Genomic DNA, 26,202 nt, shown 5'->3' with positions numbered 1-26,202 from the left:
CTTGGTCGTTTTGAAAAACAAAAGAGCCAGTCAGCAACACCGGGCAATGCTGTTGCAGACTGGCTCTCGCTGATCCAAAGGGGCGGATCAGTACCTTCAATTATGAAATCACTTAGGAAGCAATCACAAGTAAAAATACTGATTATACAGTCAAAGACCCTTATGGCTTAGCAAAAAGTCTATGTGATGGGCACTGTCCCCTAGCATCTCTGTTAATACTCTGTCGTGTTTCATAAACAATCCGACATCCACTTCATCAGTCATGCCGATTCCGCCATGCATTTGTACCGCCTCTTCTGTTGCACAGCGCGAAACTTTAGCTGCCTTAGCTTTCGCCGCGCGTGAAAGAAGCTCTGCGTTATCTGCAGTTGCATCAATTGCCCGCAGGGCAGCAGAGATAAGAGAAGCCGTTTCCTCAATCCGGCAATACAAGTCCGCCATGCGGTGCTGCAGTGCTTGAAAAATGCCAATCTGAACGCCGAATTGCTTGCGTTCACCAAGGTAAGCAACGGTTCGCTCGGCCATCTCTCGTGCAACGCCAAGCTGCTCGGCGGCTGCAACTGCGCGGCCAGAGCGCAGCGTTGCGGCCAGCACGTCGGCGCCTTTATCAAGTGGGCACAGAAGGTCTTTTCCATCCAAATGCAGATTGTTGATTTGAATGTTGGCTGCATTTCGGCTGTCCAGCAGGGCGCTGCGTTCTACCTCAACCTCATTGGCGCTTGGGTCAACAAGAAACAGCGCTGTCTCATCACCAACCTTTGCAACGACAATCAACCGGTCGGCGTTATATCCATCGAAAACCGCCCGTTTTCTTGCATTGAGCGTGAAGCCGTTCCCATCCGGTATTGCCGTTGCTTTGATGCGGGATGGGTTGTGTTTGGCACCCTCATCAATGGCCAGCGCAATCACAGCTTCACCTGCGGCGATCTTCGGTCCCCAATGGGTAAGATGATCGCTGTCCGATTCGCGCAATGCGATAGCACTGAGCACAGCGGTGGAGATGAAAGGAGAGGCGGTCAGGTTGCGGCCCATTTCTTCCGCGACCAGGCCGGCAGCGCGGTGGCCAAAGTCGTATCCGCCAGCCTCCTCCGGTAACAACATGCCAAACCAACCCATATCCGCGAGGGATTTGTGCAGCTGTTGGTTAAACCCAAGCGCTTGTTTTGTATCGCGAATTTCCCGTAAGGCCCGCACAGGAGCTTTTTCTGACATAAAGCCAGAAGCTGAGTCCTTAAGGAGGGTTTCTTCAGAGCTAAATAGTTCCATGATAATCTCCCTTTAACCCAGTGTCGGTAGGCGCAAGACCGCCTTGGAAATGATGGACAGCATAATCTCAGAGGTTCCGCCCTCAATACTGTTGCCTTTGGAGCGCAGCCAAGTTGCGGCCGGACGCCCTATGCCGTTGTTATCTTCAGGGCCAGTAAGCGCTTCCAAACCACCAGATTGAACTGCAAGGCTCTGACGGCGCTTGTTTAATTCCGTTCCCAGATACTTAAGCTCTGCCGACCGCGCGCCCAATTGGTTGCCTGCCCGGTGAAAGTCTTTTGCAGCAGCGAGATGAGCAGTTAACGCGATTTCATCGACAATGAAGTCACCTATATCAGCGCGGAGCAGTGGGTCATCCAGACGGCCACTGTCATCCAGCCCAATGCACTTAAGCGCTGTCTCGTATAATCCTGTAGATCCGCCGAAAATTGCATCAAGGCTACTGACCATCTCGCGCTCGTGTGTGAGCAGATATTTTGCGATGGTCCAGCCATTGCCGCGCTCGTCAACCACGTTCTCCATGGGCACTTTTACGCAGTCAAAGAAGGTCTCACAAAACGGAGATCCGCCTGAAATCAAGAGGATAGGCTTGGTGCTGACGCCCTCGCTGGCCATATCAAACAGGAGAAAGGAGATGCCCTTGTGCTTCTTTGCATCAGGCTCTGTACGAACCAGAGCGAAGATCCAATCAGCTTGATCTGCGTAAGATGTCCATACTTTCTGACCCGTGACGAGGAAGTGGTCACCCATATCCACGCCCTTGGTTTGGACGGAGGCAAGGTCAGATCCTGCACCGGGTTCTGAGTACCCTTGGCACCAGCGGTGTTCGCCAGTGGCAATTTTCGGCAGATGTTCAAGTTTTTGCTCATGGGAGCCGTATTTGAGGAGAGCAGGGCCGAGCATCCAGATGCCAAAGCTTTCCAGTGGTGAGATGGCGTTGATGCGTTTCATCTCTTCTTTCAGGATCTTAACTTCATCTCCGCTGAGGCCGCCGCCGCCATACTCTTTTGGCCAGCTGGGAACAGTCCAACCAACGGAGGCCATGCTGTCCAGCCACTGCTTTTGCGCGGGGGATTTAAAGGTCCAATTGCGTCCGCCCCAACAGATATCCTCTTCTGTCGTGACAGTCCTGCGCATTTCTTTAGGGCAGTTTTCTTCAAGCCAACCCCTTGTTTCTATGCGAAAATCATCATGCAATGTCATTGCGTTCTCCCCGTCTTGGAGTGCATTTGCAAAGAAAGGGAGAGCGTTTACTCTCCCCTTTGCGATTTAGATTTTTTCTTGCGTATGTTTGCGCAATTCTGACCGTCCGATGAAATTGCGGTGCACGGCATCTGGTCCGTCCGCAAACCGTAAAGTGCGCAGGTTCATCCAATTGGTTGCTAGTGGGGTATCCTGAGAAATGCCTTGTCCGCCAAACATTTGCATCGCTTCATCGGTCACCTTTAGCGCCATGCGAGGGGCGACTACTTTGATCTGGCTGATCCAGAACGCAGCTTCACGGGCAGAGGAAGTGTCCATCATCCATGCCGCTTTGAGGCAGAGGAGGCGGGCCTGTTCAATTTCCATGCGACATTCGGCGATGATATCGAAGTTGGAACCGAGTTTGTACAACGGTTTGCCGAAAGCTTCTCGGCTGATGGCGCGTTTGCACATCAACTCAAGTGCTTGTTCTGCTTGACCAATTGCACGCATGCAGTGGTGAATGCGGCCCGGTCCAAGGCGACCTTGTGCTACTTCAAACCCGCGCCCTTCTTCCAGCAGAAGGTTTTTGGCGGGAACCCGAACATCCTCAAACCGCAGATGCAAATGACCGTGTGGGGCATGATCGTGGCCAAAAACTCTCATGGGGCGCAGTTTGGTGATGCCTGGTGTGTTGGCGTCAACCACAATCATGGAATGTTGCTGGTGCTTGGTGCCTTCGGTTGGAGTGGCGACCATGGTGATGTAAACAGCGCAGCGCGGATCGCCTGCGCCGGAGGACCACCACTTCTCTCCGTTCAGCACGTAATCGTCACCGTCACGCACACAAGACATGCTTATGTTTGTTGCATCAGATGAACCATGATCCGGCTCAGTCATCAGATATGCTGAGCGAATTTCGCCGTTGAGCAAGCGCTTAAGCCACGTTTCCTTCATCTCCTCAGAGCCGTAACGCTCAAACACTTCCATGTTGCCAGTATCAGGTGCGTTGCAGTTGAATACCTCTGGTCCCAGCGGAGATTTACCCATTTCTTCAGCGAGATAGGCGTACTCAACGGTGGTAAGGCCGAAGCCGCGATCTGAGGCAGTTAGCCAGAAATTCCAGAGACCTTTTGCACGCGCACTGGCCTTCAAGCTCTCTAGAATTTCAGTCTGCCGGGCGGTGTACTCCCAGCGGTCACCAACTGAAATTTCTGCATGAAACTCTTCGTCCAGAGGTGCAATTTCCTCAGTGATCATGGTTCGCACTTGTTCGATCAGCTGAGCTATGCGCGGGCTCATGCCAAGGTCCATAACTGGACGTTGGTCTAGTAGTGTGTCGTTCATGAGTGGTCCTCCCAAGACCCCGGAGTTCTTGTGCCTCTCTTTCTCGATTGGAAAAACCAACGAAAAAACAATAGGATGAGTGATCAAAACTCTTATTGAAGACCAATCACACAAGCAGGAGAGCCAAAAGAATTCCTGGTAATATTTTGCTTTACAACGGTTGATATACGGAAACATACTAGCGAGTATGTTGTCAACTGCGCCTGAAAAAAGTGTGCCTGCCCATTGGTTTAAGGTCGGCATGGAAAGCGGTTTGCAGCTCAAAGAATAAAGTGGGAGGTAGGGTGTCTCTATGGGATATCTGGAGGAACTGTTTGGTGTTGCTGGCAAAACTGCGCTGGTAACAGGTGGAGGAACCGGCATTGGCCGGATGGTCGCAACTGCTTTGGCAGAAGGGGGCGCGCGGGTTTTTATCTGCTCCCGCAAGCTGCAAGTCGTTGAAAACACTGCCGAAGAAATCAACGCCGCGCTAAAGGCTCGTAACCCGGATGCTGCGGGTTCTGTGGAGGCGTTTGAAGGGGATGTTGGCTCTGAAGAAGGCGTTTTGGCGTTGGCTGCAACCTTGCGCGAGCGCACTCCCACGCTTGATATTCTGGTCAACAACGCGGGCATAAGCTGGGGTGAGCCATTGGAAACATTCCCACATTTCGCGTGGAAGCGGATTATGGATGTGAATGTCACAGGTTTGTTTCATTTAACGCAAACTTTGTTGCCGGAGCTGAAGGCGAGTGGGCGTCTGGAGGACCCTTCACGGGTCATAAACCTTGGCTCTGTTATGGGGTCTACTCCCATCGGCGACGGGGCTTATTCCTACTCTGCCTCCAAAGCTGCGGTGCATCACCTGACCCGTATTATGGCGAAGGAGCTGGCGAAAGAGCATATAACTTTCAATGGCTTCGCACCCGGACCGTTCCAATCCAACATGACGGCATTTGCCACCGGAACGGATGAGAAAGCCGAGCGCGTGGGCAAGGGTGTTCCCCTTGGGCGCATCGGATATCCTCACGACATTGCGGGAGCAACCCTGTTCCTTTGTGGTAAGGGTGGGTCTTATGTGACTGGTGATATTATCGCACTGGATGGTGGCATTCATGTCGCCACGGGGACAAACCTGTTTGGGCAATGAGGCGACTGATGGATAAGACGGTTGAGGAGCTGGAGGCGAAAGTCGGGCATGAGCTTGGCTTATCCTCCTGGGTGGTGGTGGATCAGGAGATGATTACCGCCTTTGGAAAACTGACGTTTGATGAGCAATTCATTCACATGGATGACGCCCGTGCGAAGGCAGAAACCCCGTTTGGCGGCACCATTGCGCACGGGTTTTTGACGCTTTCCCTTGCCAGCAAGTTTGCCATTGAGGTGTTGCCGCGCGTGAAAAGTCAAAGCATGGGCGTGAATTACGGGTTCAATAAAATCCGCTTTTTGCACCCGGTTGCCAGTGGCAAGCGCATCAGAGGCCGCTTCACCCTTGATAAGCTTACCCGAAAGGGGCAGGGGCAAATCCTGCAGGAGTTTGGTTTATCTATTGAGATTGAAGGTGTTGAGAGCCCGGCCATGGTCGCAAAGTGGCTCACTATGACGTATTTTGAGGAGGTTTCCGCATGACGCACGCAGCGATGGATTTTACCGGGCAAGTTGCCATCATCACCGGAGCAGGCGGCGGGCTTGGCCGCCTTTATGCGCTGGAGCTGGCCAAACGCGGCGTTGCTGTAGTGGTCAATGACCTTGGCGGCGCAGTTGATGGCTCCGGTTCTTCCGCCACGGCGGCCGAAGCTGTGGTGGCAGAGATTGAAGCTGCTGGCGGCAAAGCCATGGCCAATGCAGCCGATGTAACGGACGAGCTCGGCGTCAATGCCATGGTGAGTGAGACGTTAACCGCTTATGGTCGTGTCGATATTCTCATCAACAATGCCGGTATCCTGCGTGATAAATCATTCGCCAAGATGGAAATGGACAACTGGAACAAGGTGGTCAACGTTCACCTGACCGGCGCCGCCATTTGCACCAAGGCGGTGTGGAACGTGATGAAAGAGCAAGGTTATGGCCGCATTGTCATGACCACATCTCCCTCCGGCATCTACGGCAACTTTGGGCAAGCCAATTACGGTGCGGCCAAAGCGGGCTTGTGGGGCATGATGAACACGCTCGGCCTTGAGGGCATGAAAAACAACATCCACATCAACTGCATCGCGCCTTCTGCTGGAACGCGCATGACGGAAACCATTATGGATGCGGGTACATTGAAGGTGCTTGCGCCGGAAAATATCACCCCGGCTGTGGTGTTCCTCTGTTCCAAACCCGCGCCAAATCGCAAGGTTCTTGTTGCGGCGGCTGGTACCTTCACCATGGCGGAAATGGTTGAAACCACTGGCATTCATTTGCCAGAGGGCGAGCGCACAGCAGAAGCTATTGCCGCAAACTGGGCGAATATCTCCGATATGTCTGGCGCACAACCGGTGAACAGCGCCATGGAAGGCGTTGCCAAGCTGGTGAAGGCAATGGCCAACGCATAATGCAACGCGAGCTACTCTGCCTGACCGTGCAAAGGGACAAATGTGCGGTCAGCTGATGCATACGATTTAAAGGAGGGAGCCCATGCCCAAAGCTTTGCACAATCTGGATATTCCAGCGTTACAAGCCTATTTGCAGCAAAACATGCCGGAGTTTGGCGAACTGCTGGAAATTGAGAAGTTTTCAGGTGGGCAATCCAACCCAACCTATAAGCTCAGGACAGCCGACAAAACCTATGTGATGCGGGCTAAACCACCGGGCCAGTTGCTGAAATCCGCCCATATGGTGGACCGGGAATTCCGCGCCATGGGGGCCTTGGCAAAAACGGATGTACCTGTGCCAGAGGTCTACCACCTGTCTGGCGATGACTCGCCCATCGGCACTATGTTCTTCATAATGGAGTATATCGAGGGCCGGATCTTCTGGGATCCTGCTTTGCCGGAGTGTTCCAATGAGGAACGCATGGCAATTTACGCGGAAATGAACCGCGTACTGGCAGCCTTGCATGATGTTTCGCCCAATGCGGTTGGGTTGTTTGATTATGGCAAGCCGGGCAACTATTTCGCGCGGCAAACAGGGCGCTGGATCAGCCAGTATAAAGCCTCCGAAACCACCAGTATTCCGGCGATGAACAAGCTGATGGACTGGCTGGAAGCCAATATGGTGGATGATGATGGTGCATCCTCCCTCGTGCATGGCGATTTTCGCCTCGATAATCTGGTTTTCCACCCAACAGAGCCGCGCATTCTGGCGGTTCTGGATTGGGAGCTCTCCACCCTTGGTCATCCGCTGGCAGATGTGGCTTACCAATGTATGCAATGGCGCTTGCCGTCGTTTAAAGGTCTACGCGGTTTGGCGGGGCTGGACCGTGTTGCACTGGGAATACCGTTGGAAGAAGAGTACGTTGAGCAATATTGCAAGCGCCGTGGCTTGGGTGAGATAGACAACTGGGAATTCTATCTGGCGTTTTCCATGTTCCGACTTGCCGCAATTTTGCAAGGCGTCATCGCGCGGGCAGAGGCTGGCAACGCCTCCAACCCGGACGCAGCGAACATGATGCGCATGGCCGTCCCCCTCATCGCCAACATGGCATGTGAGGTGATTGGCGAGGCGGTGGAGTAACGAGCTGCATTCGAAAGGATTATTGGAATGCCTGAAACAAAATTTTCGCAAGAACAATATGTGAAAGAATTCTATTCAGACAAAGATATTAGGAAGGTAGCTCTAAATCGTGCTCTTGATACGCGCAAGTTTGAAATAGAGTTATATTGGAAGCGCGCTACTTATTTCTGGACATTCATAGGTGCCACATTAGCCGGATATCTAGCCGTTCAGGTGTCAACTGCGAGTACAAAAGAAGATCTTTCAATTGTACTTTCTTGTGTTGGCTTGGTGTTTTCCGTTGCGTGGATGTGTGTAAATCGCGGAAGTAAGCACTGGCAAGAAAACTGGGAAAAGCACGTAGATATGTTAGAAGATCAGATTTCTGGTCCTTTGTATAAGGTCGTTTTGACACGAAGAAAGCCGTGTGGATTTACTGATGTTGCAAAACATCTTTTTACAGGGCCGTCTCCATTGTCTGTTTCCAAGATCAATCAAATTATTAGTCTGTACATAAGCATTTTATGGGGAATTCTTTTATTTAAGTCAGCGAGTGAATTGGAGATTACCTCGGATACCTGTTGGTTCCATCTTTCGATTATTTCCTTGAGTATTCTTGCATGCGTCGGTTTTTTCAGTCTGGGACGCTCATATCAAGGTGGATCTTGGCATGGGGCAACAATCCGGACTTCAGAAATAAATAACAACTCATAGGAGCAGAGATGAAATCGACAGGACGTTGTTTGTGTGGGGCTGTCACCTACAAAGTAGAGGGCGAGCCGCTTGTGGTTGCGCAGTGCCATTGTGAGGAGTGCCGCCGCACCAGCGGAACAGGGCATACAGTGGGGGCTATGTTCCGCGCAGATCAGGTGGAGATGCAAGGCGAGCTGGGAGAGCACATCTACGCTTCCAGCAAAAACTCACAGGTCACCAAAGCTTTCTGCCCCAAATGCGGAAGCCCGATGTTTGGCCGCAATACAAACGCACCAGACCACATGACCCTTCCCCTCGGCTCCATGGACACCGCAGAGGCGCTGGCGGTTCAAGTGGTGATCTTCAACCGAGACAAACAACACTGGGACGCCTTACCAGAGACAGCCGCGATCTTTGAGACACAGCCAGATTGGAAACCTGAGACAGTGTAAGGAGAGACGTTGAGCTACTACCGGCGTTTATCGGGAAGGGCTTTTTGGAGTAGAACTTCAGCTTCATCAAGCGAAATCCGCTTCACTCAACCGTGTGAATTTTGCGCGCGGAACCCACAACGGCAGCTTTCTGATTAGTCGAAATGATAAGAAAATTTCAAATTTGACATAATGACAGATATATTTCATATTGATTTTGGAATGATTATATATTGAGTGAATCTGTTGTTATCTTCGCTTCAAGAACGCCTTCAGACTGTAATGGTATCCGGCTCTAAAGCTGAGAAGGTGCTTGCGTCTTATATGAACGAGGCGTTTGCTGAATTGCCGTTTGAGACGGCTGCAAGCATCGCGGCTAAGGCAAGGTTGAGTGAGGCTACAGTTGGTCGCTTTTGCAGGTCCATCGGCTTTAAAAGCTTTAAGGATTTGAAAGAGCACCTGCGCGGCAACGAGATTGAGCACCCTTGGCTATTGGGGAAGCGTCTTGAAGATCTGCACACCAGCAGCAATGAGGACAGATCAGATCTGGCCGCTGGTATGGAGATGGAGATTGCAGCGGTCATCAAAATCTATGAGATGTGTGGCTCCGTCGCGTGGGAACGTGCTGTTGAACGCCTTTCAACCTGCAAAAGAGTCATGGTTGTCGGATTTCAGACCGAGCGGGGACAGGCTCAATATTTCGCAAACCAATTACAATACCTGCGTGATGGCGTTTCGCTGCTTGATCTAACAGGCGGCAATTTCGCGGAGGCTCTGCTCACCGACGAAGAATGTTGCGTCGTGATGTTTGAGGCGCGGCGGTATTCCAGACTTGCCAAGGGCCTTGCTGCCCAGGCGAATGACGCCGATATTGCCGTGACGCTTGTAACTGACAGCTTCTGCGATTGGGGGCAGGAACTGGCGGATGAAGTGTTCGCCATCCCCACTCTGTTCAATCAGTTCTGGGATTCAACGGCGCAGATGTCTTGCTTCAGCAATCTCCTAATAAACAGTGTTTTCAGGGCTTTGGGCCCCAACGTCGAAGATCGCTTCGACAAAATCACTCGGTTATATGGCGGCTTTACAGGGCATGTTGGCGCGGCTGACACACAGATTTTTAAATAACGACTACATTTTGGAGGAGAGACCTATGAAAAATAAGAGTGTTATATTGGCCGCTGCGGCCACGTTGTTTGCATCGGGCCTAGTTGGCAATGCTGCTGCTGAAAAACTCAGACTCGGCACAGAGGGGGCATACCCTCCATTCAACTATGTTGAAGCCAATGGCGCCGTAAAAGGCTTTGATGTTGAGATCGGTCTTGAGCTTTGTAAGCGTATTGGCGCGGAGTGTGAGATCGTTACTCAGGACTGGGATGGCATCATTCCGGGCCTCGTCGCAAGCAAGTATGATTTCATCATCGCGTCCATGTTCATCACCGAAGAGCGCAAGGAAACTGTAGCCTTTACAGACCCTTACTACGCTGCTGCGATGACACATGTGGTGGCTAAGGGTGAGAAGCTTACCGAATTCACCAATGAAACTTTAGCGGGCAAAGCGATCGGCGCTCAGGCTGGCACCACTCAGGCACAGTTTGCCGAGGAAGCCTACCCAGACGCTGATATCCGCCTGTACCCGACACAGGATGAGGTGAATCTGGATATGGTGAGTGGCCGTATCGACCTTCAGGTTGGCGATATGCTGCCGCTTTGGGATTGGGTCAACAAGTCCGATGATGGGTCTTGCTGTAAGATCGCGGGCGAGCCAATCACTGATCCAAAGTATGTTGGTGACGGTGTAGGCATTGCGCTGCGTCTGGAAGACACTGAACTGCGTGAGCGTTTCAACGCAGCTCTTGCTGAAATTCGTGCTGATGGCACTTACAAAGCAATCAACGACAAATACTTTGAAATCGACCTTTACTCCATGAAGTAAACGAGTTGCCCGCAGGGGTGCTCGCACATGAAGCCAATGTGTGCAGCAACACCTGCGGGCTTATTTTCGGTGATCCAACATCAATAGTAAGCTTATGCACCCAGATAACCAATCAGCCAGCACTTCGCAAAACTCAGGCGGAATTCTAATTGAATCCGCAGAACTGCGCGTAGTTGAACTGCCGCTCGTCACCCCGTTTGTTATCTCAACGGGTACGATGACCCACAAAACCTTCCCGCTGCTCGTTTTAAAGGGTGAGGGGTTAGAGGGTTATGCTGAAGCTGTCATGGACCCTTATCCTGATTATCTGGAGGAAACCGTTGCTGGTGCAATGACCTTCCTGCGAGATGTGTTGCTTCCCGCGGTCATCGGCAAACGCTTCAATACCCCATATGAATTGCAGTCGTTACTTGCCCCTTGGCGTGGCAACCATATGGCCAAAGCTGTGGTGGAAATGGCCCTCTGGGATATCTGGTCCAAGAGTTTGGGCACTCCTTTGAAAGCCGTAATAGGCGGCGTTGGAGACAGTGTGAGTGTGGGCGTGAGCATTGGCATTGCACCCATTGAAAAAACGCTGGAGCGTGTGGCAGAGGTTGTTGGGCAAGGGTACCACCGCACAAAGTTAAAAATTGCGCAGGGGCATGACATCGCTTTGGTTGAAGCGGTGCGCAATAAATTCCCGGATATCAAGCTGACTGTTGATGCAAACACAGATTACGGCATGAACGATCTGCCGATCTTGCAGGCCCTTGATGAGTTTAAGCTGGACTATATTGAACAGCCCCTCGCATTTGATGATATCCACGATCACGCCAAGGTTCAGGCTGCGTTGAAAACCGCGATCTGCCTTGATGAGAGCATTCGCACCCCAAGCGATGCCCGCAAAGCGCTGGAAATTGGCGCGGCGCGTGTCATCAATATCAAAGTCGGGCGCGTTGGCGGCTTTGCGGCGGCCAGAGCGATCCACGACCTGTGCGCAGCCTTTGATGTGCCTGTTTGGTGTGGCGGCATGTTGGAGAGTGGCATTGGCCGTGCTCACAACATCCATCTGTCAACCATGAGCAACTTCAAAAAGCCGGGCGATACATCAAGCGCAAGCCGTTATTTTGAACGAGATATCATCCATGAAGCGCTGGAAGTTGAAAATGGCCTTATGGCTGTGCCGAATAACGGGGCGGGCATTGGGGTTACGTTGGATTATGACTACCTAGAAAGAGTGACCCAGCACAAAGAAGAGATGGGCGCATGATCCGAGAAGAAGACGGGCTTGTCTTTCGCCAACTGGGCCCAATTTCAGAATTCAAGCGTGCAGAAAGCTTTCAACGAGAAGTTTGGGGGCCCGACGACCCGCCAGATAATTCTGATATCATGTTGGCCTTGCAGCATGAAGGCGCGTTGGTTGCGGGAGCCTTTGAGGGAGACCGTATGGTCGGTTTCCTTTTTGGATTCCCGACAAAGGACCCCAAAATTCAACACTCTCACCGTTTGGCCGTTCACCCGGATGCAAGAGGCAAGAAGCTCGGCACACGGCTGAAATGGTATCAGCGCGACTGGTGTTTGGAGCGCGGTATTGAGCTTGTTCGCTGGACATATGATCCAATCCGCAGCATCAACGCAACGCTCAACATTGCGCGGATTGGGGCAACTGCAAAGACCTATCATGTGAACTACTATGGCGACATGGAAGGGATCAACGCGGGCGTTCCCTCCGATCGGTTGGTTGCTGATTGGGTTCTTAATGATCCACGCCTTGACCACAAACGCACCAATGGGCAGTTACCAGAAGACGACGTTCTGCAACGTGTCCATATCCCACAGGATTTTGGTGTTCTTTTGGAGCAGGACTTGGAAAAAGCGCTGAGTGAGCGTTTGCGCGTGCGCGATGAGCTGATCTCATCTTTCAATAAGGGCCTGAAAATTATAGGCTTTGATCCCAAGAACACAGATTATTTGCTGGCCTAGAGATTTAGTTCATCAGGTGTGGCTGGATCTGAAACGGCACCAAATGCGCAATCAGTCGCTAATTTAAACTGCCGCGGCTTGGTAGGCTTGGGTTGCGTTCACGATGAGCGCTGCCGGGTCGGAGGCCGTTTCAGGGTATTCCTGAATTTGCAGCAGAGATTGCAGGCTGCTGGCCTCGCTCTCTTCCTCGACTGCGTCTTCACCACCGCTAATGCTCTGCTCTTGCAGGTCAGTGTATGCCTGCGCCAGATTTTGCTGTGCTTGAGAAGCGACAGCTTGATCCTGACCGGAGGGTTCAGCCGGTGCAAGCGCTGCAGCAATAACGGTGTTTAGCTTGGCGATGGTTGCGTTCGGATCACCTGCAATGGGGCCGGAGTCTATGGAGACTTCACCCGCTGTTGCATAAGCATGGCCATCTGGACCAGTGGTTTCTGTATAGTTTGGCGCACCAGCAAACGCGCCACCTGCCGCAGCATGGGCCTGTTCGTGCGTGCGCACTTCAGCATCGCGGGTCTTGAGCTCCTGAATGTTCTTCTGTTCCGCCTCAGACGGTTCCTGATTGGACTCGTTTTTGGTTTGTTCAGAAGAAGAGGCTGCCGCAACTGGATGTGCGGTAAGATCGCTGCTGATCTCGATAGAATCTTTTGGCACAGCATGCTCAATGGAAACAGCTTTGGCTTCCTGCACGTTTTCACGCGCGGGTTGTGCCGCGTTGTAAGACGCAGATCTCGTTAAACCAGAAAAAGATGCACCAAGACGATCTATCATAGGTTGAACTTATAATATTGAGAGCACCTATAGGTAAAGCCTTTTCTGATACACAATTTTGTTAGTTGTTTTGCCGTTTTGCTTTGAGGGGAATGCGTTAATCCGTGTATTTGGTTAGGGTAGACAGGTTGTGGCGGATGAAAACAGGAATGCAGGAATGATTGGAGACATGAGCCAGTCTCAACAAGAGATTTTGGATGCTGCCGCCGAGTGCTTTATGAGGATGGGGCCAGATGTGGCGTCCATTGACGATATTGCCGGGCGTCTTGGCGCGACCAAAGGCCGTGTTTACCACCATTTCCGCTCCAAGGGAGAGCTGCTGTACGCCGTGCGTTTGCGCTCTGTCTCTCTGCTCATGGAAAAGGTAGCGCCGATTGCCGCGCAGGATTTGCCAGTGTTGCAAAAGCTCAGAGCTATGTCAGTCGCCCATGTCTTGCGCATTCTCAAATACCTCAACTATCATCGTGTAGTGAGTGAGGATCCGCGCATGTTCTTTCGTGGCTCTGCCAAGCCCTATGAAACCGAGATGGTAGAAAAGATCATCGGGATGCGGCGCGCCTATGAGAACCTCTACCGCGCTGTGCTGAGTGAAGGCATGGAGAGCGGTGTGTTCGCAAAACAATCTCTCTCTATCACCCTGCACTCGCTGATTATTCTGATGAACGGACCGTGCTTTTGGTACTCACCGCGCCCCGAGCAAACCGAGGCCGATTTGCAGTTGATTGCACAAGATGTTTCCAACCTTGTCCTCCGCGCCGTTGTGGCTGATCCAGCCCTGTTGAACGGGGCATAACCTCACCAAAGGCTCGCCTCCCTGCGGGGATAAGCTTGCTGCGTTGTTATGTGCGTTGCTTTGCGTGGAATTACGTTTTTCTGCAAGGTTTAGGGTTTTGCAGCGTTGCTATGCCTAAACTTCAATCTGCGTGCAACTGATCCAACATTGGGCACTGAATGGTGCCGGATGCGCAGTTTGACATCAGCTCTTCCAACGCCCTTTCCAGCCGTTTCAGATTAGCGATCTTTTCGCGTACTATTTCTAAGTGTGCTTTGCTCATATCATGAGCGATTTTACAGCTTGCGTCCGTTTGACCGCCAAAGTTCAACAGTGCTTTTGCATCCTTTATGGTGAAGCCCAGATCTCGGCAGCGCTTGATGAAACGCAGCTGTCCGATCTCGGCCTCTGAATAAGAGCGGCGCCCATTTTCAGCACGCGCTGGTTTTTGCACGATACCTTCGCGTTCATAGTAACGGATCGTCTCAATGGAAACGCCGCTGCGCTTTGAGGCTTCCCCAATCGCGAACATGTGATCTCTCCAACCTTGCACCTGTAGGGCCTACAGCATCTATAACTCGATCAGAGAAAGACAACAACACCGCGCAGATGATTGGAGATGGAACCGCCCATGAAGAACTACCTTAGCCTGAGTTATCTCGGCTCTTTCACGTCCCTTGGCGTGGCGACTTGTTGCGTGCTGCCAATCGCATTGATGCTGGTGGGACTTGGCGGCAACTGGCTTGCGATCTTCGGCAAGATTGCAGCCGCAAGTTATTTCGTCCTCGCTGCATCTACGGTGATCCTGCTGCTGGCGTGGGCTTTCGCTTACGGGCGTGGTTCACTTGAGCGCTTGAAGTGGCATCTGCTGGGAAGCACCGGTGTAACCGCCTTCGCATGGCTGATTGTGCTCAATGAGACTGCCATTAACGACCACCTGATTAACTTGATGTGATGCCATGACCGAAACAATTAAGCTTCAAAGCACACTAACTTGCCCTGAGTGCGGGCACGTTGAAACGGAAACCATGCCAACGGATGCGTGTCAGTGGTTTTATGAATGTAAATCCTGCAAGGCGCTTTTTAAGCCTTTACCGGGCGATTGCTGCGTTTATTGCTCTTACGCAACAGTGCCATGCCCACCCATCCAAGCCAATGAAAGTTGCTGCGGATAAATGAACGGGCGATGTAAGGGCGATCGGTGTTTAAGGCGTTCAATTGGGTTAGATCTCAGACGCAACTTGACACTTGTGGTCTCTCGCCCGCATCATTCTTCAAATTTTAAGGATTTAAAGCAATTTGCCTTTTTCAGGCTCAACTCAACTGCTTTAATCCTTTGTTTTGGCGTAGTCCTGTTTGAAAGTCCTGAGGCTTTACTGGAGTCTGTGCCAAATAATTGGAGTAATGATGTTTAATATTCCAACTGTTCTTGAAGCACGTATCGTTCAATCTGCTCGTTTAAAAACGCGGGTCCTGTTTTCTGGGCCTGAGGATGGTACGCCCATTGTTTTTATTCATGGAAACCTTTCTGCAGCGACGTGGTATGAGGAGACCATCAAGCGCCTTCCCAACACGTACCGCGCTATTGCACCGGATCTGCGTGGATATGGCGGAGCTGACAAAACAGCTCTCGTAGATGCAACGCGCGGGCTGAAAGACTTTTCAGATGATCTTGCCGCGCTGATGGAAACACTTGGTGTAAGCGCCGCGCATTTTGTTGGCCATTCTCTAGGGGGTGGCGTGCTTTGGCAGTTTCTCGCCGATTATCCGGAGATGGTTTTGTCCCTCACACAGGTTTGCCCGTCTTCACCTTATGGGTTTGGTTGCTCCAAGCCTGACGGGGCCCCGTGTTATGCGGATGGTGCAGGCAGTGGTGCAGCAGCTGCCAATCCGGAATTTGCCAGATTATTGGCAGCGGGTGAAACCGGCAAGAAGGATCATTTTGCTCCTTACAACATCCTCAACGGGTTTGTTTGGAAACCGCCGTTTGTGCCAGCCCGCATGGATGACATCCTGAGCTCTGCTCTTGCGCAGCATACGGGCGATAAGTCCTATCCGGGTGATTTTGTTATTTCACAAAACTGGCCGGGTGTTGCGCCGGGAAATTTCGGCAGCGTCAATGCGCTGGCCCCCAATCATCAGCCAAACCCTTTGGGCTTTTGTGAGGTTAGCGAGAAACCTCCCGTGCTGTGGGTGCGCGGTTTAGATGATACTGTGGTCTCGGATAGCTCTTTGTTTGACTTAGGTTCCTTGGGCAAAATGGGTGCTGTGCCAGGTTGGCCGGGGGAGGATGTTTTTCCACCGCAACTTATGGTCACGCAAACAGCAAACGCGCTAGATCAATATGAGCAAACTGGTGGTGAGGTAGAGCGTTGCGAGATGCTAAATTGCGGGCACACTCCTTATTTGGAACGACCTGAAGAATTCGACGCGGTGTTCCACGCTTTCCTGCAAAAGCATGTGAAGATAACCGAGGTGAGCTGAAGGGTAGACGCAAGCCGAGCTCTCTCCGTTTAGTGCGATTAAAATTCAAAGCGCATCGACGAATTCTTCAAATTCAGCTCGCTCACGCCATGACCCATCTGGCCAGAGCGCCCTCATGGCTTTGGTGATTGGCTCGCTCCAACCTTGTTTTCCCTGTGCGTGCGCATCCAGAAGCTGGTCACTGATCAGGCCGGGGCGCGTTCTCTCGATCACTTCAATCAAGGCTTTTGCTTGTGCCAGATCCTTTAATGTTTTGGTCGGGGTGTGAGCTCGTTTTTGTGAGATGATGAGCTTGTGGACCGCATAGCGCTCTGGCCGTGGCACGTATACCGGAATTCCCGAGCCGTAGGGCAGAGCCGCGGGGCTGGATTCGTCAATCAACCACGCCAGATATTGCAGACTCATAGCACCAGCATCCAAGCCTTGCAGTTCCAACGGCTGCTTTTCATCTCGTTTGCGGGTTGGTGTTAAAAGGTCAACGACAAAGCCTATTCGGGACCGGAACCGTGAGGGTTTGGCACGCCCGTCCAGCTCTGGAATGGGCGCAAAACTTGGATCGGCATCCTTCAGGATCGAAAGCATATCAATTCCGTCATCTGCCTTAATGGCCAGTGAGGCGGCGACCAGATCGGCATCATCTGTTGCCAACTGAGTGGAGGGGAGGGTGCAGCCCAAGAGCAGCGGGTAGCACTGATAAGCCAGAGTGCCCACCAAAATTGCGCCGTTTCTAAACAGGCCGTGGTAGGACATGGCATCCAGCACGCGCCCGGCATAGCTGTGCGTGGAAAGAACGCCCACTTTGTTGAGGACACTCAGGTCTTTACGCCGTGCCCGTGCGCGTTCGCTGGCGTGTTTGATTGCCTCGACCTTCGCCTGCGTTTCTGTTTGCAGGGCAGGGCCTATGTAAAGGCTCTTTCGTCCAGCACCCACCGGCATTTTGACGAAAACGTTCTCAATATTGCCTTTGGCCTGCTGATAAACAGAGCCCCGAAGAACCCCACCATCGTCATGGGTTTTCTGAATATAATCTGCAGCAAGGTTTTGATAGGCGAGAGGAAGATCGGTCATAGAGCGAGTATAGACAGTTTATGCGAAAAATGTCTATACCGATTGATCTTGGTATTTAGCAGATGTTCTATTCGCGGAATAGTACCACAGACAGAGGGTTTCACCCTGAATTGAGCACGAGATAGTCGTAAAACGACTGCCCGAAAAATAAAGCTTCTGGATGAACATAATTCACATGCAATATGCATGAATTGTGATATTATATTTTGCAACCGATACATTGAATAAGCTCAGCGAGGGCCTAAGCGATTATTGTTTGGGAAGTTGTAGACCTTTATATAAGGTGCATGATGCATTTCTACAGCCTCGGGTATTTCCGAGTTGTCCCATTATCAACTATGCAGGGGCAGAGCTTATGAATTCTGTTGGTTTGAACAGCTCAAATATTCAGTTATTTAAGGTCGAAAGCGATCGGCCAGACGCGATGCTATCTATCGGCCCTCAAGGTGTCGGTGCAAATAAGGTGGCACCAGCGGTTGAAAATTCGCATGAACCCGAAATTACCTTTACAAAAGCGTCTTTGTATACCGGTAATGAGCCTATATTCGAAGAGCTTAAGCTAAGATCGGATGCATCTGATCTGAGTAGCGCATTCGCGCCGCTCAAGATGACAATGATGTTGATGAACTACAATTTGAAAAATGCAATTGAGCTTGGAGACTATGGAAGTGCCGCCAAACAGCTAGGCCCATTTCAGGAAAAATTGCGCGAGACAATTGGTGGTGTGGAACTCGATCCGGATAATAAAATCCTGAAAAACGAAGAGATTGCGGAATTGATAGAGGGTGTCTTTCCCGACGGTTCCGATGGCGCAGTTAATTCTGCGACAACTTCAGAATTTTGGGCACTTGGTGGTGCAAAAGCGACCAGTGCGGGCGTTAACGGCGTGAATCTAACCTCATTAGACACCTCAAAAATTACTGGAGGTGAGGGGTCTCGCAGGCCTCTGGAAATTCTATCCGAAGTTATTGAATATCAAATTCAGATGATATCCGACATCGAAGATGAAATTGAAGCACATAAGGATATGCAAATTGAAATGCTGTATCCTCCTAAAGAGCCTTCAGATGAGGAGGTTGCCGAGCTTGTTGAAAATAACTTGAGTGTTCAGGAAACACGCGCCAAGGCGCAGGAGCTTCAACCGTTACTCAACATTCAGGCGTTCTCCATGGCCAATGCCACCTCTCAAAGCATCGTAACCTCATTCGCATTATAAGCTGATATGGTATTGCCACGTCATTTGAGGTGAGTTGTAAATACCCCGTTCAGTCAAGTTTCAAGCCGTTATTTCAGCTGTGTAGTCCGTCCAAACAAGCGGGCTCACATGGCTTGTTGAATTTTGATGTATGTGTCTGGTTTTTTTGATATCTTACTTCTCACGGTTTTAATTAGATATTTCAGGCAAGTCGCATAATCATGGTGCGGTCCATATTGATTGTTGTGTTTGTATAAAATTTTATTTGATATTTAAATATGTGAGTATATGAGCTGAATAATGCGTTTGCCTAGGAGAGATAAGCTCATATCTGCTGTCTACTCAGCTACGTTGTCTCCAGATGGCTATGACGAGACGCTGGATGTAATTGATGAGCTGGTCTTTGGTGCACGCCTTCATGAAGACCAGAAGGCCGCCCCCTCTGAACGGGTGGGGCTGCATGGAGTTGGTGAGCGGGTTGAACTGGAGGTGGACCCTGAGCTTCTGGACCATTTTGGCAGAGCTCACGATATCCAGAAACGTGTTGGCCGACCCAAATATCAGCAGCACAAAGCCTTGGTTCTGTTGGAGACGGCTCCAAATCCGACCTTCATTTTTGATCAATCTGAAAAAATAATTGCGAGAAATATACCGGCACGTGACAGTGGGCAAGCCGACTCCCAGTCATTGGAAGAGGTGTGTGGCGATGCCGACGTTCTCGAAAATATACGGAACTATGTAGCCGGGCGGGGTGAAAACGGCAAACTCGCAGTGCCGGGCCACCAACGGAGCGCGCGCGGGTCTAATACATGCATTCTCGTGGAAAAGCTTGACGCTGATATGAGCGAAAGCCTCTTAGAAGGCGAAGAAGGAGCGGAAACCCACTACTTTCTGACAGTCGTTGATTTAGGTTTTGGTCCTGAAATTACTGAGTTATTCCAAAAAACCTACGGCCTTACAGGGGCTGAGGCGGATATTTCATTACACCTTGCGCGTGGGTTACAAGTAATTGAGATTGCGGAGGAACGCGGCGCAACTGTCCAGACATTGCGCACCCAGTTAAAGAGCATCAAGCGAAAGACCAACACACGCGATATTCCAGCCATTGTCCGCCTGCTTTGTGGGTTCTCAGCGGGTGTTTTGGTGTCCTCACAGATCTCCGCAAAAAGGTCTTCAACCAGCCCCAACTTTGAAGTGATGAAGTCTACAAAGCAGATCCGCTTAAGAGATGGGCGGCGTATGAGCTACATGGAGCAAGGCAACCCAAACGGCATTCCGGTCCTTATGGTTCACAACATGCCTTATGGAGTGGAATTACCGGAGGCAGCTATTCAGGCGGCAAGCCGTTTAAACCTGCGCATTATTGCCCCTTACCGTCCCGGCTATGGGGACTCTGATAGAGTAAAACACGCCACGTCCAAATCCATATTGAATGCGGTTGCCAGCGATTTTTGTGAATTGCTCGATAAACTCGGCATTCCTCAGGCGACGGTGCTAGGACAAACGATTGGGGCTGTCTACGCTCTTCGGTTTGCAAGGCTCTATCCCAATCGTGTCACGCACTTATTTGCAGTTGGGCGTGCGCCCATATGGAAAGATGAGTGGAGTGCTCAAACACCGAAGCGCCAACGTCTTGCTCTTAGGCTTGCCAAACACTTACCACAACTTCTCCAGATTATTATGTGGGCTACCGTCAAGTTTCTGGACAAAGGAAATGGGGAGGAATTTATAATTACATCTTGCAAGGATGGTACCTCAGATGCTCATGCCTTGAAAAACCATGAGACTCTCCGGTTGATGGTAGAAGGGGCGGACGACGGCTTCAAGCAAGGGGTTGATGCCTTTTGCCTAGATTGTTTTTTGGCGGTTGAAGACTTCACCGATGAGGCGCGGGAACTGATGCATGCATTCCATATTCTACATGGCGATGACGATCAGATAGTCAAGATTTCCCAATCACAAGCGTTTGTAAAAAGTGTGCCGGGGACTGAACTTGAAGTGATTAAAGGCGCAGGGCAGCTGCTGATGTATAGCCACTGGGACCGGGTTCTAAAAGCAATCAAAACCAAACATCGATATTAGAGAATCATGCTGCATACCCACAAGTGGGCATGACGACCCGCGAAGTTGAAACTAGTGGTTATTACCTAGTGTTATTTTAACTTTTCGCGAGATGCGCCGACCTCGATGAACCGGTTTGATGCCATAACTTTTGGTGTCACTGGCTTCAACTCAATTCAGCGCAGTCGGGTTCGATGTTTGGGTTTTATTATGCGTGCGACGTTCACTGATCTCGCTTTGAAGATTTTACAGTTATGTGCCGAGTACTTAGTAGGTAGCTTCCGTCGAGTTTTAAGAGGTGATGCCTTTCTCAGAATATTGTTGGTGGGGCTGCCCCTGCTTTCAGGCGGTCAGTTTTATTCCAATAGTGCAGAAGCGGCCAACGGAAGTTGTCCAACCATATCCTTTGTCAAGGGGTCTGATAACATTTTCAGAACGCCTTATGTCTATGTCGATGCAGATACCGGGCAGTGTAAATCACAAGTTACTCACACGCCTCTGCCCTACCAGAATGGGGTATCCCTTCAGGGATATTCTCAAAATGGGGTGTTCTGGCTGTTACCCGGCAAAACTGAAAGTGGGATTAACGACAGGTTTGGCACATCGCAAACATTGCTGGGCGCTTGTGTTGGGGATGGGTGTGGCAACGCCGGGCGATCTGACTATGTACTATGCGATCCTGCAGCAGGGGCTTGTTCTGTTAGTCATAGCTATACGGATGCTGCGGGACGTGATGTAACGTTCTCTTTTGTCATGCCAGCGGCAAGTGCAACACCCACGGACGAATATGAAATTAGAAACTTCAGCACAACCTATAGCGCTCCTAAGAACAACCAAGTCATTTCATTCGGCCCCATTAGCAATCGAAAATATGGCACAGCTGACCCGGTCGTTGGCGGATGGAGGGTGAAGGCCGCAATTGCCTCATCTAACCCGGATGCTCCAACAGTTAAGCCGGCACCTCCTTTCTTGAGGTCGTTGACGCCAAGCGTTTGCACAGCTGGGCGCGCTTTCGTGAACCATCCGCTTGAGCCATATTATTATTTCATAAACCACGAAGGCATTGGCACATGTACAATTGAAGCTTATCATGATGGAAATTCCGGTTGGAACGCTGCCACTTCTGTTCAACAGTCCTTTGTTATTAGCCAAAACGATCAGGTAATCCTGTTCAACGATGCTACTATAACGCCGCAAAGTTTCGTCATAGACAAGGTACATCGTTTCTCTTCTGTAGCTACTACGAACGGAGCAACCAGTTGGGCTCAACGCGACGTTAGTAGTAAGTTAATGGTGTCCTACTCGTCTCTAACCCCTAATGTTTGTACTGTATCTGGGTCAACTCTGACGGCCTATTTCGCGAATCCAGCGTACTATCATTTTTCTAATGCCAGTATCACAATGGTCGCGCCCGGAGACTGTACGCTACAAGCAACCCAGGCCGGGGATGCCAATTTCACGGCTGCACCCACTATTCAAAAAACCATCAAACTGGTCCCGCCAGCTTTGAATCTTACCATTGCTGTGCCTTCAAAAACCGTCAATGGTGGAACGAGTATAACTGCATTCACACCAGTGACCGCAACAGGTGGCTATGGAGCGCTGAGTTATGGTATTTCCCCTGCTTTGCCCACAGGGCTGTCCATGGCAGGAAGCTCCGGGCAGATTTCCGGCAATGCGCAAGCTGCAGCGGTGGGCCGGGTTTATGCGGTGACAGTGACTGACAGCACTTTGGGTACTCCACAATCCAAATCTGCCAACTTCACATTTCAGGTAGGTGCTGCGTGCACCGCAACGCTAAAGCCAAATGCAATTTCAGATTTAACCTATAGTCCCAACACCCAACCAATAAACGTGGCAACGCAGCTCGAAAATTGTATTGCGGAAAATAAGGGACCAATTGGTACGTCTATTACGTACTCGTCTCCTGAGGTTAGTTCATCTCAACAGAGCGTCGCCAGCGTTGCCAATACTTTTTATGGTGCAGGGTTGCAATTGAAGGCAGGCACTGCTGTGGGCAACTATTCAGTAGTGGCAACATTCTCGGCGGATGCTGGTGGTCTCTACACAGCCAGTAACAGCCCGGTTCATATTCCTTTTAAAGTCGGAAAAGCAGACCAGGCCATTAACTTCACCGATCCTGCAGATCAGATCTTTGTGTTAAACGCAGCTGTCCCATTGGTTGCAACAGGCGGGGCCTCCAGTATCCCGGTCACCTTCACCACCCAAACCTCTACCGTGTGTTCAATCTCAGAGTCTCAAGCCACCATGCTGACTGCCGGAAACTGCACCATCCGCGCCTCACAGGTTGGCAACGATAACTACAACGCCGCGCCCGTTGCGGATCAGACCTTTGCAATCGGAAAAGGGGCGCAGACCATCAGTTTCACGAAACCTGCTGATCAGGCGTTCACACCAAACGGTGCCGTGCAACTGACGGCAACAGGCGGGGCCTCCGGTAATCGGCTCACCTTCGCCTCCCAAACCTCTACTGTGTGTTCTGTCTCAGAGTCTCAAGCCACCATGCTGACTGCCGGAAACTGCACCATCCGCGCCTCACAGGCCGGCAACGATAACTACAACGTTGCGGCTGATGCAGACCAGACCTTTGCAATTGGCAAGGCAGCGCAGACCCTAAGCTTCACGAAACCTGCGGATCAGGCGTTCACACCCAGCGGTGCCGTGCAACTGACGGCAACAGGTGGCGCCTCCGGTATCCCGGTTACCTTCACCACCCAAACCTCTACCGTGTGTTCAGTCTCAGAGTCTCAAGCCACCATGCTGACTGCCGGAAACTGCACCATCCGCGCCTCACAGGCCGGCAACGATAACTACAACGTCGCGCCCGATGCAGACCAGATCTTTGCAATTGGCAAGGCAGCGCAGACCCTAAGCTTCACGAAACCTGCGGATCAGGCGTTCACACCCAAAGGTGCCGTGCAACTAACGGCAACAGGCGGGGCCTCCGGTATCCCGGTCACCTTCACCTCCCAAACCTCTACCGTGTGTACAGTCTTAGAGTCTCAAGCGATCCTGCTCACTGCCGGAAACTGCACCATCCGCGCCTCACAGGCCGGCAACGATAACTACAACGTTGCGGCTGATGCAGACCAGACCTTTGCAATTGGCAAGGCAGCGCAGACCATAAGCTTCACGAAACCAGCAAACCAGGCGTTCACACCCAACGGTGCCGTGCAACTGACGGCAACAGGCGGGGCCTCCGGTATCCCGGTCACCTTCACCTCCCAAACCTCTACCGTGTGTACAGTCTTAGAGTCTCAAACGATCCTGCTCACTGCCGGAAACTGCACCATCCGCGCCTCACAGGCCGGCAACGATAACTACAACGTCGCGCCCGATGCAGACCAGACCTTTGCAATTGGCAAGGCTGCGCAGACCATAGGCTTTAGTGCAAATCCCACATCGATTCAGATCACGTATGCTTCCGCACTCACCGTAACTGGTGGGGCAGGGACAGGACAGGTGTCTTATGCCCTCAAAGACGGTGCGGCCTTCTGTTCCCTGTCCGGTTCCGAGGTTACCGGCCTTGCGACAGGGCAATGCACCGTCGAAGCCACAAAAGCCGGAGACATTTCTCATAACCCGGCCAAGAAAACCCTGAGTATTCAAGTTGCCAAGCTCACTGCCACTGTGGATTTATCTGGATCCTCAACGCAAGCAGAGTTGGGCGAACCGGTCACCTACACAGCAACGGTCAGCACCAACCGCAAGCCAGCCTTGCGTGTGCTACGCACCAGTTTGCCGCTGTCGCCACCGCAAGTGCAGGGCACCGTCACCTTCAGCGACAATGGCAACCCGATTTGTGCAAAGGTTCCGTTGGTGAACAAGGCAGCTCAGTGTACTGCACGATTCACAACGCCGGGCGCACACAATGTCACTGCGCAGTTCCATGGCAATGCTTCTTCCGCCACCAACATGTCCCGCCAGCTGGCGACAGCAATCGACAACAGCGTGGAAAAAACAACGCAGGTGCAGGTGGAGTTTATGGAAGAACGGGCAAACCTTCTTGTGTCCAGTCAGTTCGGCGGAGGCCGGCAAGTCGCCCGTCTGCGTGCAGCAACCACAGACCAGCCGACACAAACAACATCACTGGCCAATTCCTCCGGCTCAAACTCCTACCTGCTGTCTTCGTCCCGTCTCAGCAGCGTGGCCCCACAATTGAGCGATGCCTTTTTTAAACACAACCCAAGCCAAAACGTCTCTGCAAAGCCTCAGGGCGGGTTGGCAGATCTTTCCATCAGCCTGCTGAGCAGTTTTATGCGTCAGGGGCCGGATAATCTGTCATTCAGCAGCAATTTGAGCGGTGTGGAAGTATCCGGTCGCATCAGTGACCGTATTGAAATGGCATTTTCCACCAGCTTGTCGGCGTTGAACAAAGCCAGTGAAGCCGGAAACGCACTGGAGTTTGATGACCGCACACCATCAACCAACCAGTCTTTCGACATGTGGGCAGAAGGCAGCTTCAGCACTTTACGCACTTCCGGCAACAACGACGGCCATTTTGGTATTCTGACACTGGGTGCAGATTACGTGCTCAACCCGTCGGTTCTTGTGGGTGCTTACATGCAGTTCGACAGCATGAACCAGTCTTCTGACACCGCGAGTTCCAGTGTGCGTGGTCAGGGCTGGATGGCGGGTCCTTATGCTACAATCCGGTTGACTGAAAATCTGTTCTTCCAATCCCGCGCTGCTTGGGGGCAGTCCAAAAATAAAATCACCCCAACCGGTAGCTATACAGACATGTTCGACACAACCCGTTGGTTGGCCTCAATGAGTTTGACTGGCAACTACGAGCAGGGCAACTGGCTCATTACACCAACAGCTTCGTTGTCCTACTTCGAAGAAACCGCTGAGAGTTACAGAAATACCTTCGGTGTGTTCATTCCTGAAGTTGAAACAAGCCTTGGTCAATTTAAGGCAGGACCAGCGATCAGCTACCGGTTCCAGTTATCAGCAAAGACGGTTCTTGAACCGCACTTTGGCGGACAGGTTATCTGGAATTTTGCCAACCGCACCAGCGCAACTGGTGTGCCCTCGTCCAAATCAGACGGCACCAACAATCTGCGGGCACGCGCTGAGTTGGGTCTAAAAATCTCCATGCCCAATGGCATAGGTGCGGATCTGCAAGGGTCTTATGATGGCATCGGGTCAGATGATTTTGAAGCAATCTCGGGCCGCATGCGCGTCAACATCCCGCTGAATTAGTGAGCCACTGTTCCGGCAACCCAGTTATCTGTGGTTGCTGGAATTTTTTCAGGTTTGCCACACCTGAGGATAATCCGCTTATTATTAGAGGTATGATGGCATAGAGTTATGTCATCATCTTAAGATGATTGCAGAGTGAATCTGTGTGGTCAGCAACTGCAATCACCCAACGACATAGTTTGCGATGCAATCTGACAAACAT

General features: G+C 51.4%; 23 protein-coding genes. 17 read left to right on the top strand and 6 right to left on the bottom strand.

Going from position 1 to position 26,202, the window contains the following annotated elements:
- Positions 1 to 150: 150 nt before the first annotated feature.
- The 3 genes from BLS62_RS28285 to BLS62_RS28275 all read right to left on the bottom strand — a co-directional run bounded on the left by BLS62_RS28285 (position 151) and on the right by BLS62_RS28275 (position 3,795).
- The gene (locus tag BLS62_RS28285; protein WP_093190313.1) at positions 151 to 1,266 is read right to left on the bottom strand and encodes an acyl-CoA dehydrogenase family protein; all 1,116 of its coding nucleotides are present in this window, start codon (positions 1,264 to 1,266) and stop codon (positions 151 to 153) included.
- Positions 1,267 to 1,278: 12 nt separating this feature from the next.
- Positions 1,279 to 2,469, bottom strand: a complete 1,191-nt coding sequence (locus tag BLS62_RS28280) for an acyl-CoA dehydrogenase family protein (protein WP_093190310.1) — start codon at positions 2,467 to 2,469, stop codon at positions 1,279 to 1,281.
- A 66-nt stretch (positions 2,470 to 2,535) separates the two neighbouring features.
- Positions 2,536 to 3,795, bottom strand: a complete 1,260-nt coding sequence (locus BLS62_RS28275; RefSeq protein ID WP_244283683.1) for an acyl-CoA dehydrogenase family protein — start codon at positions 3,793 to 3,795, stop codon at positions 2,536 to 2,538.
- A gap of 292 nt (positions 3,796 to 4,087) precedes the next feature.
- On the opposite strand from BLS62_RS28275, the gene BLS62_RS28270 reads away from it, so the two are divergent.
- From BLS62_RS28270 to BLS62_RS28225, 10 genes are all read left to right on the top strand, one after another.
- Positions 4,088 to 4,921, top strand: coding sequence for an SDR family oxidoreductase (locus tag BLS62_RS28270; RefSeq protein WP_093190307.1), 834 nt, complete (start codon positions 4,088 to 4,090; stop codon positions 4,919 to 4,921).
- An 8-nt stretch (positions 4,922 to 4,929) separates the two neighbouring features.
- On the top strand, positions 4,930 to 5,400 hold the full coding sequence (locus BLS62_RS28265) for a MaoC family dehydratase (protein ID WP_093190304.1): 471 nt from the start codon (positions 4,930 to 4,932) through the stop codon (positions 5,398 to 5,400).
- A complete protein-coding gene (locus BLS62_RS28260; RefSeq protein ID WP_093190302.1) occupies positions 5,397 to 6,308 on the top strand; it encodes an SDR family NAD(P)-dependent oxidoreductase in 912 nt (303 codons plus the stop codon). Before BLS62_RS28265 ends, BLS62_RS28260 begins: the two co-directional genes overlap by 4 nt.
- Before the next feature lie 82 nt (positions 6,309 to 6,390).
- A complete protein-coding gene (locus BLS62_RS28255) occupies positions 6,391 to 7,428 on the top strand; it encodes a phosphotransferase (protein WP_093190299.1) in 1,038 nt (345 codons plus the stop codon).
- Between the two features lie 27 nt (positions 7,429 to 7,455).
- On the top strand, positions 7,456 to 8,121 hold the full coding sequence (locus BLS62_RS28250; protein ID WP_093190296.1) for a RipA family octameric membrane protein: 666 nt from the start codon (positions 7,456 to 7,458) through the stop codon (positions 8,119 to 8,121).
- A gap of 8 nt (positions 8,122 to 8,129) precedes the next feature.
- Positions 8,130 to 8,552 (top strand): GFA family protein, encoded by a 423-nt coding sequence (locus BLS62_RS28245; RefSeq protein WP_093190294.1) that lies wholly within the window; start codon positions 8,130 to 8,132, stop codon positions 8,550 to 8,552.
- Between the two features lie 225 nt (positions 8,553 to 8,777).
- Positions 8,778 to 9,656, top strand: coding sequence for a MurR/RpiR family transcriptional regulator (locus tag BLS62_RS28240; protein WP_093191693.1), 879 nt, complete (start codon positions 8,778 to 8,780; stop codon positions 9,654 to 9,656).
- A 25-nt stretch (positions 9,657 to 9,681) separates the two neighbouring features.
- On the top strand, positions 9,682 to 10,464 hold the full coding sequence (locus BLS62_RS28235; RefSeq protein WP_093190291.1) for an ABC transporter substrate-binding protein: 783 nt from the start codon (positions 9,682 to 9,684) through the stop codon (positions 10,462 to 10,464).
- Positions 10,465 to 10,558: 94 nt separating this feature from the next.
- Positions 10,559 to 11,713 (top strand): o-succinylbenzoate synthase, encoded by a 1,155-nt coding sequence (gene menC / locus BLS62_RS28230; RefSeq protein WP_093190288.1) that lies wholly within the window; start codon positions 10,559 to 10,561, stop codon positions 11,711 to 11,713.
- Positions 11,710 to 12,426 (top strand): GNAT family N-acetyltransferase, encoded by a 717-nt coding sequence (locus tag BLS62_RS28225; RefSeq protein ID WP_093190286.1) that lies wholly within the window; start codon positions 11,710 to 11,712, stop codon positions 12,424 to 12,426. Before menC ends, BLS62_RS28225 begins: the two co-directional genes overlap by 4 nt.
- A gap of 63 nt (positions 12,427 to 12,489) precedes the next feature.
- Here BLS62_RS28225 and BLS62_RS28220 read toward each other — a convergent pair whose 3' ends face one another.
- Positions 12,490 to 13,194: a putative metalloprotease CJM1_0395 family protein gene (locus BLS62_RS28220; RefSeq protein WP_093190284.1), complete on the bottom strand. Its 705-nt coding sequence runs from the start codon at positions 13,192 to 13,194 to the stop codon at positions 12,490 to 12,492.
- Positions 13,195 to 13,363: 169 nt separating this feature from the next.
- Here BLS62_RS28220 and BLS62_RS28215 point away from each other — a divergent pair, with 169 nt between their 5' ends.
- The gene (locus BLS62_RS28215; RefSeq protein WP_208991278.1) at positions 13,364 to 13,987 is read left to right on the top strand and encodes a TetR/AcrR family transcriptional regulator; all 624 of its coding nucleotides are present in this window, start codon (positions 13,364 to 13,366) and stop codon (positions 13,985 to 13,987) included.
- Between the two features lie 121 nt (positions 13,988 to 14,108).
- On the opposite strand, the gene BLS62_RS28210 is transcribed toward BLS62_RS28215, so the two are convergent.
- Complete coding sequence (locus BLS62_RS28210; protein ID WP_093190280.1) at positions 14,109 to 14,498, bottom strand: MerR family transcriptional regulator; 390 nt, start codon at positions 14,496 to 14,498, stop codon at positions 14,109 to 14,111.
- A gap of 99 nt (positions 14,499 to 14,597) precedes the next feature.
- Between BLS62_RS28210 and BLS62_RS28205 the strand changes: the two genes are divergently transcribed.
- The 3 genes from BLS62_RS28205 (at position 14,598) to BLS62_RS28195 (ending at position 16,450) form a co-directional block, all read left to right on the top strand.
- Positions 14,598 to 14,921, top strand: a complete 324-nt coding sequence (locus tag BLS62_RS28205; RefSeq protein ID WP_093190277.1) for a hypothetical protein — start codon at positions 14,598 to 14,600, stop codon at positions 14,919 to 14,921.
- 4 nt (positions 14,922 to 14,925) lie between these two features.
- Positions 14,926 to 15,141, top strand: a complete 216-nt coding sequence (locus BLS62_RS32400; protein WP_093190275.1) for a GDCCVxC domain-containing (seleno)protein — start codon at positions 14,926 to 14,928, stop codon at positions 15,139 to 15,141.
- Between the two features lie 229 nt (positions 15,142 to 15,370).
- Complete coding sequence (locus BLS62_RS28195; protein ID WP_208991277.1) at positions 15,371 to 16,450, top strand: alpha/beta fold hydrolase; 1,080 nt, start codon at positions 15,371 to 15,373, stop codon at positions 16,448 to 16,450.
- 45 nt (positions 16,451 to 16,495) lie between these two features.
- On the opposite strand, the gene BLS62_RS28190 is transcribed toward BLS62_RS28195, so the two are convergent.
- Positions 16,496 to 17,518 (bottom strand): GSU2403 family nucleotidyltransferase fold protein, encoded by a 1,023-nt coding sequence (locus BLS62_RS28190; RefSeq protein WP_093190273.1) that lies wholly within the window; start codon positions 17,516 to 17,518, stop codon positions 16,496 to 16,498.
- A 355-nt stretch (positions 17,519 to 17,873) separates the two neighbouring features.
- Here BLS62_RS28190 and BLS62_RS28185 point away from each other — a divergent pair, with 355 nt between their 5' ends.
- From BLS62_RS28185 to BLS62_RS28175, 3 genes are all read left to right on the top strand, one after another.
- On the top strand, positions 17,874 to 18,734 hold the full coding sequence (locus tag BLS62_RS28185) for a hypothetical protein (protein WP_093190271.1): 861 nt from the start codon (positions 17,874 to 17,876) through the stop codon (positions 18,732 to 18,734).
- A 279-nt stretch (positions 18,735 to 19,013) separates the two neighbouring features.
- The gene (locus BLS62_RS28180) at positions 19,014 to 20,795 is read left to right on the top strand and encodes a bifunctional helix-turn-helix transcriptional regulator/alpha/beta hydrolase (protein WP_093190269.1); all 1,782 of its coding nucleotides are present in this window, start codon (positions 19,014 to 19,016) and stop codon (positions 20,793 to 20,795) included.
- 303 nt (positions 20,796 to 21,098) lie between these two features.
- Positions 21,099 to 26,000 carry an autotransporter outer membrane beta-barrel domain-containing protein gene (locus BLS62_RS28175; RefSeq protein ID WP_159436598.1) on the top strand — a complete coding sequence of 1,634 codons (4,902 nt, stop codon included), beginning with the start codon at positions 21,099 to 21,101 and terminating at the stop codon, positions 25,998 to 26,000.
- Positions 26,001 to 26,202: the final 202 nt, after the last annotated feature.

This window comes from Pseudovibrio sp. Tun.PSC04-5.I4 (assembly GCF_900104145.1).
Classification (GTDB): domain Bacteria; phylum Pseudomonadota; class Alphaproteobacteria; order Rhizobiales; family Stappiaceae; genus Pseudovibrio.
Note: the sequence above shows the minus strand (reverse complement) of the source record. Positions and strands in the feature narration are given on the sequence as shown.

Bases quoted from the DNA above. Each gene is read 5' to 3' on its own strand.
- BLS62_RS28235 (WP_093190291.1), top strand. From the start codon at position 9,682: ATGAAAAATAAGAGTGTTATATTGGCCGCTGCGGCCACGTTGTTTGCA.
- BLS62_RS28220 (WP_093190284.1), bottom strand. From the start codon at position 13,194: ATGATAGATCGTCTTGGTGCATCTTTTTCTGGTTTAACGAGATCTGCG.
- BLS62_RS28180 (WP_093190269.1), top strand. From the start codon at position 19,014: ATGCGTTTGCCTAGGAGAGATAAGCTCATATCTGCTGTCTACTCAGCT.
- BLS62_RS28185 (WP_093190271.1), top strand. From the start codon at position 17,874: ATGAATTCTGTTGGTTTGAACAGCTCAAATATTCAGTTATTTAAGGTC.
- BLS62_RS28215 (WP_208991278.1), top strand. From the start codon at position 13,364: ATGAGCCAGTCTCAACAAGAGATTTTGGATGCTGCCGCCGAGTGCTTT.
- BLS62_RS28250 (WP_093190296.1), top strand. From the start codon at position 7,456: ATGCCTGAAACAAAATTTTCGCAAGAACAATATGTGAAAGAATTCTAT.
- BLS62_RS28190 (WP_093190273.1), bottom strand. From the start codon at position 17,518: ATGACCGATCTTCCTCTCGCCTATCAAAACCTTGCTGCAGATTATATT.
- menC (WP_093190288.1), top strand. From the start codon at position 10,559: ATGCACCCAGATAACCAATCAGCCAGCACTTCGCAAAACTCAGGCGGA.
- BLS62_RS28270 (WP_093190307.1), top strand. From the start codon at position 4,088: ATGGGATATCTGGAGGAACTGTTTGGTGTTGCTGGCAAAACTGCGCTG.
- BLS62_RS28260 (WP_093190302.1), top strand. From the start codon at position 5,397: ATGACGCACGCAGCGATGGATTTTACCGGGCAAGTTGCCATCATCACC.
- BLS62_RS28280 (WP_093190310.1), bottom strand. From the start codon at position 2,469: ATGACATTGCATGATGATTTTCGCATAGAAACAAGGGGTTGGCTTGAA.
- BLS62_RS28210 (WP_093190280.1), bottom strand. From the start codon at position 14,498: ATGTTCGCGATTGGGGAAGCCTCAAAGCGCAGCGGCGTTTCCATTGAG.
- BLS62_RS28245 (WP_093190294.1), top strand. From the start codon at position 8,130: ATGAAATCGACAGGACGTTGTTTGTGTGGGGCTGTCACCTACAAAGTA.
- BLS62_RS28205 (WP_093190277.1), top strand. From the start codon at position 14,598: ATGAAGAACTACCTTAGCCTGAGTTATCTCGGCTCTTTCACGTCCCTT.
- BLS62_RS28275 (WP_244283683.1), bottom strand. From the start codon at position 3,795: ATGAACGACACACTACTAGACCAACGTCCAGTTATGGACCTTGGCATG.
- BLS62_RS28285 (WP_093190313.1), bottom strand. From the start codon at position 1,266: ATGGAACTATTTAGCTCTGAAGAAACCCTCCTTAAGGACTCAGCTTCT.
- BLS62_RS32400 (WP_093190275.1), top strand. From the start codon at position 14,926: ATGACCGAAACAATTAAGCTTCAAAGCACACTAACTTGCCCTGAGTGC.
- BLS62_RS28195 (WP_208991277.1), top strand. From the start codon at position 15,371: ATGATGTTTAATATTCCAACTGTTCTTGAAGCACGTATCGTTCAATCT.
- BLS62_RS28255 (WP_093190299.1), top strand. From the start codon at position 6,391: ATGCCCAAAGCTTTGCACAATCTGGATATTCCAGCGTTACAAGCCTAT.
- BLS62_RS28265 (WP_093190304.1), top strand. From the start codon at position 4,930: ATGGATAAGACGGTTGAGGAGCTGGAGGCGAAAGTCGGGCATGAGCTT.
- BLS62_RS28225 (WP_093190286.1), top strand. From the start codon at position 11,710: ATGATCCGAGAAGAAGACGGGCTTGTCTTTCGCCAACTGGGCCCAATT.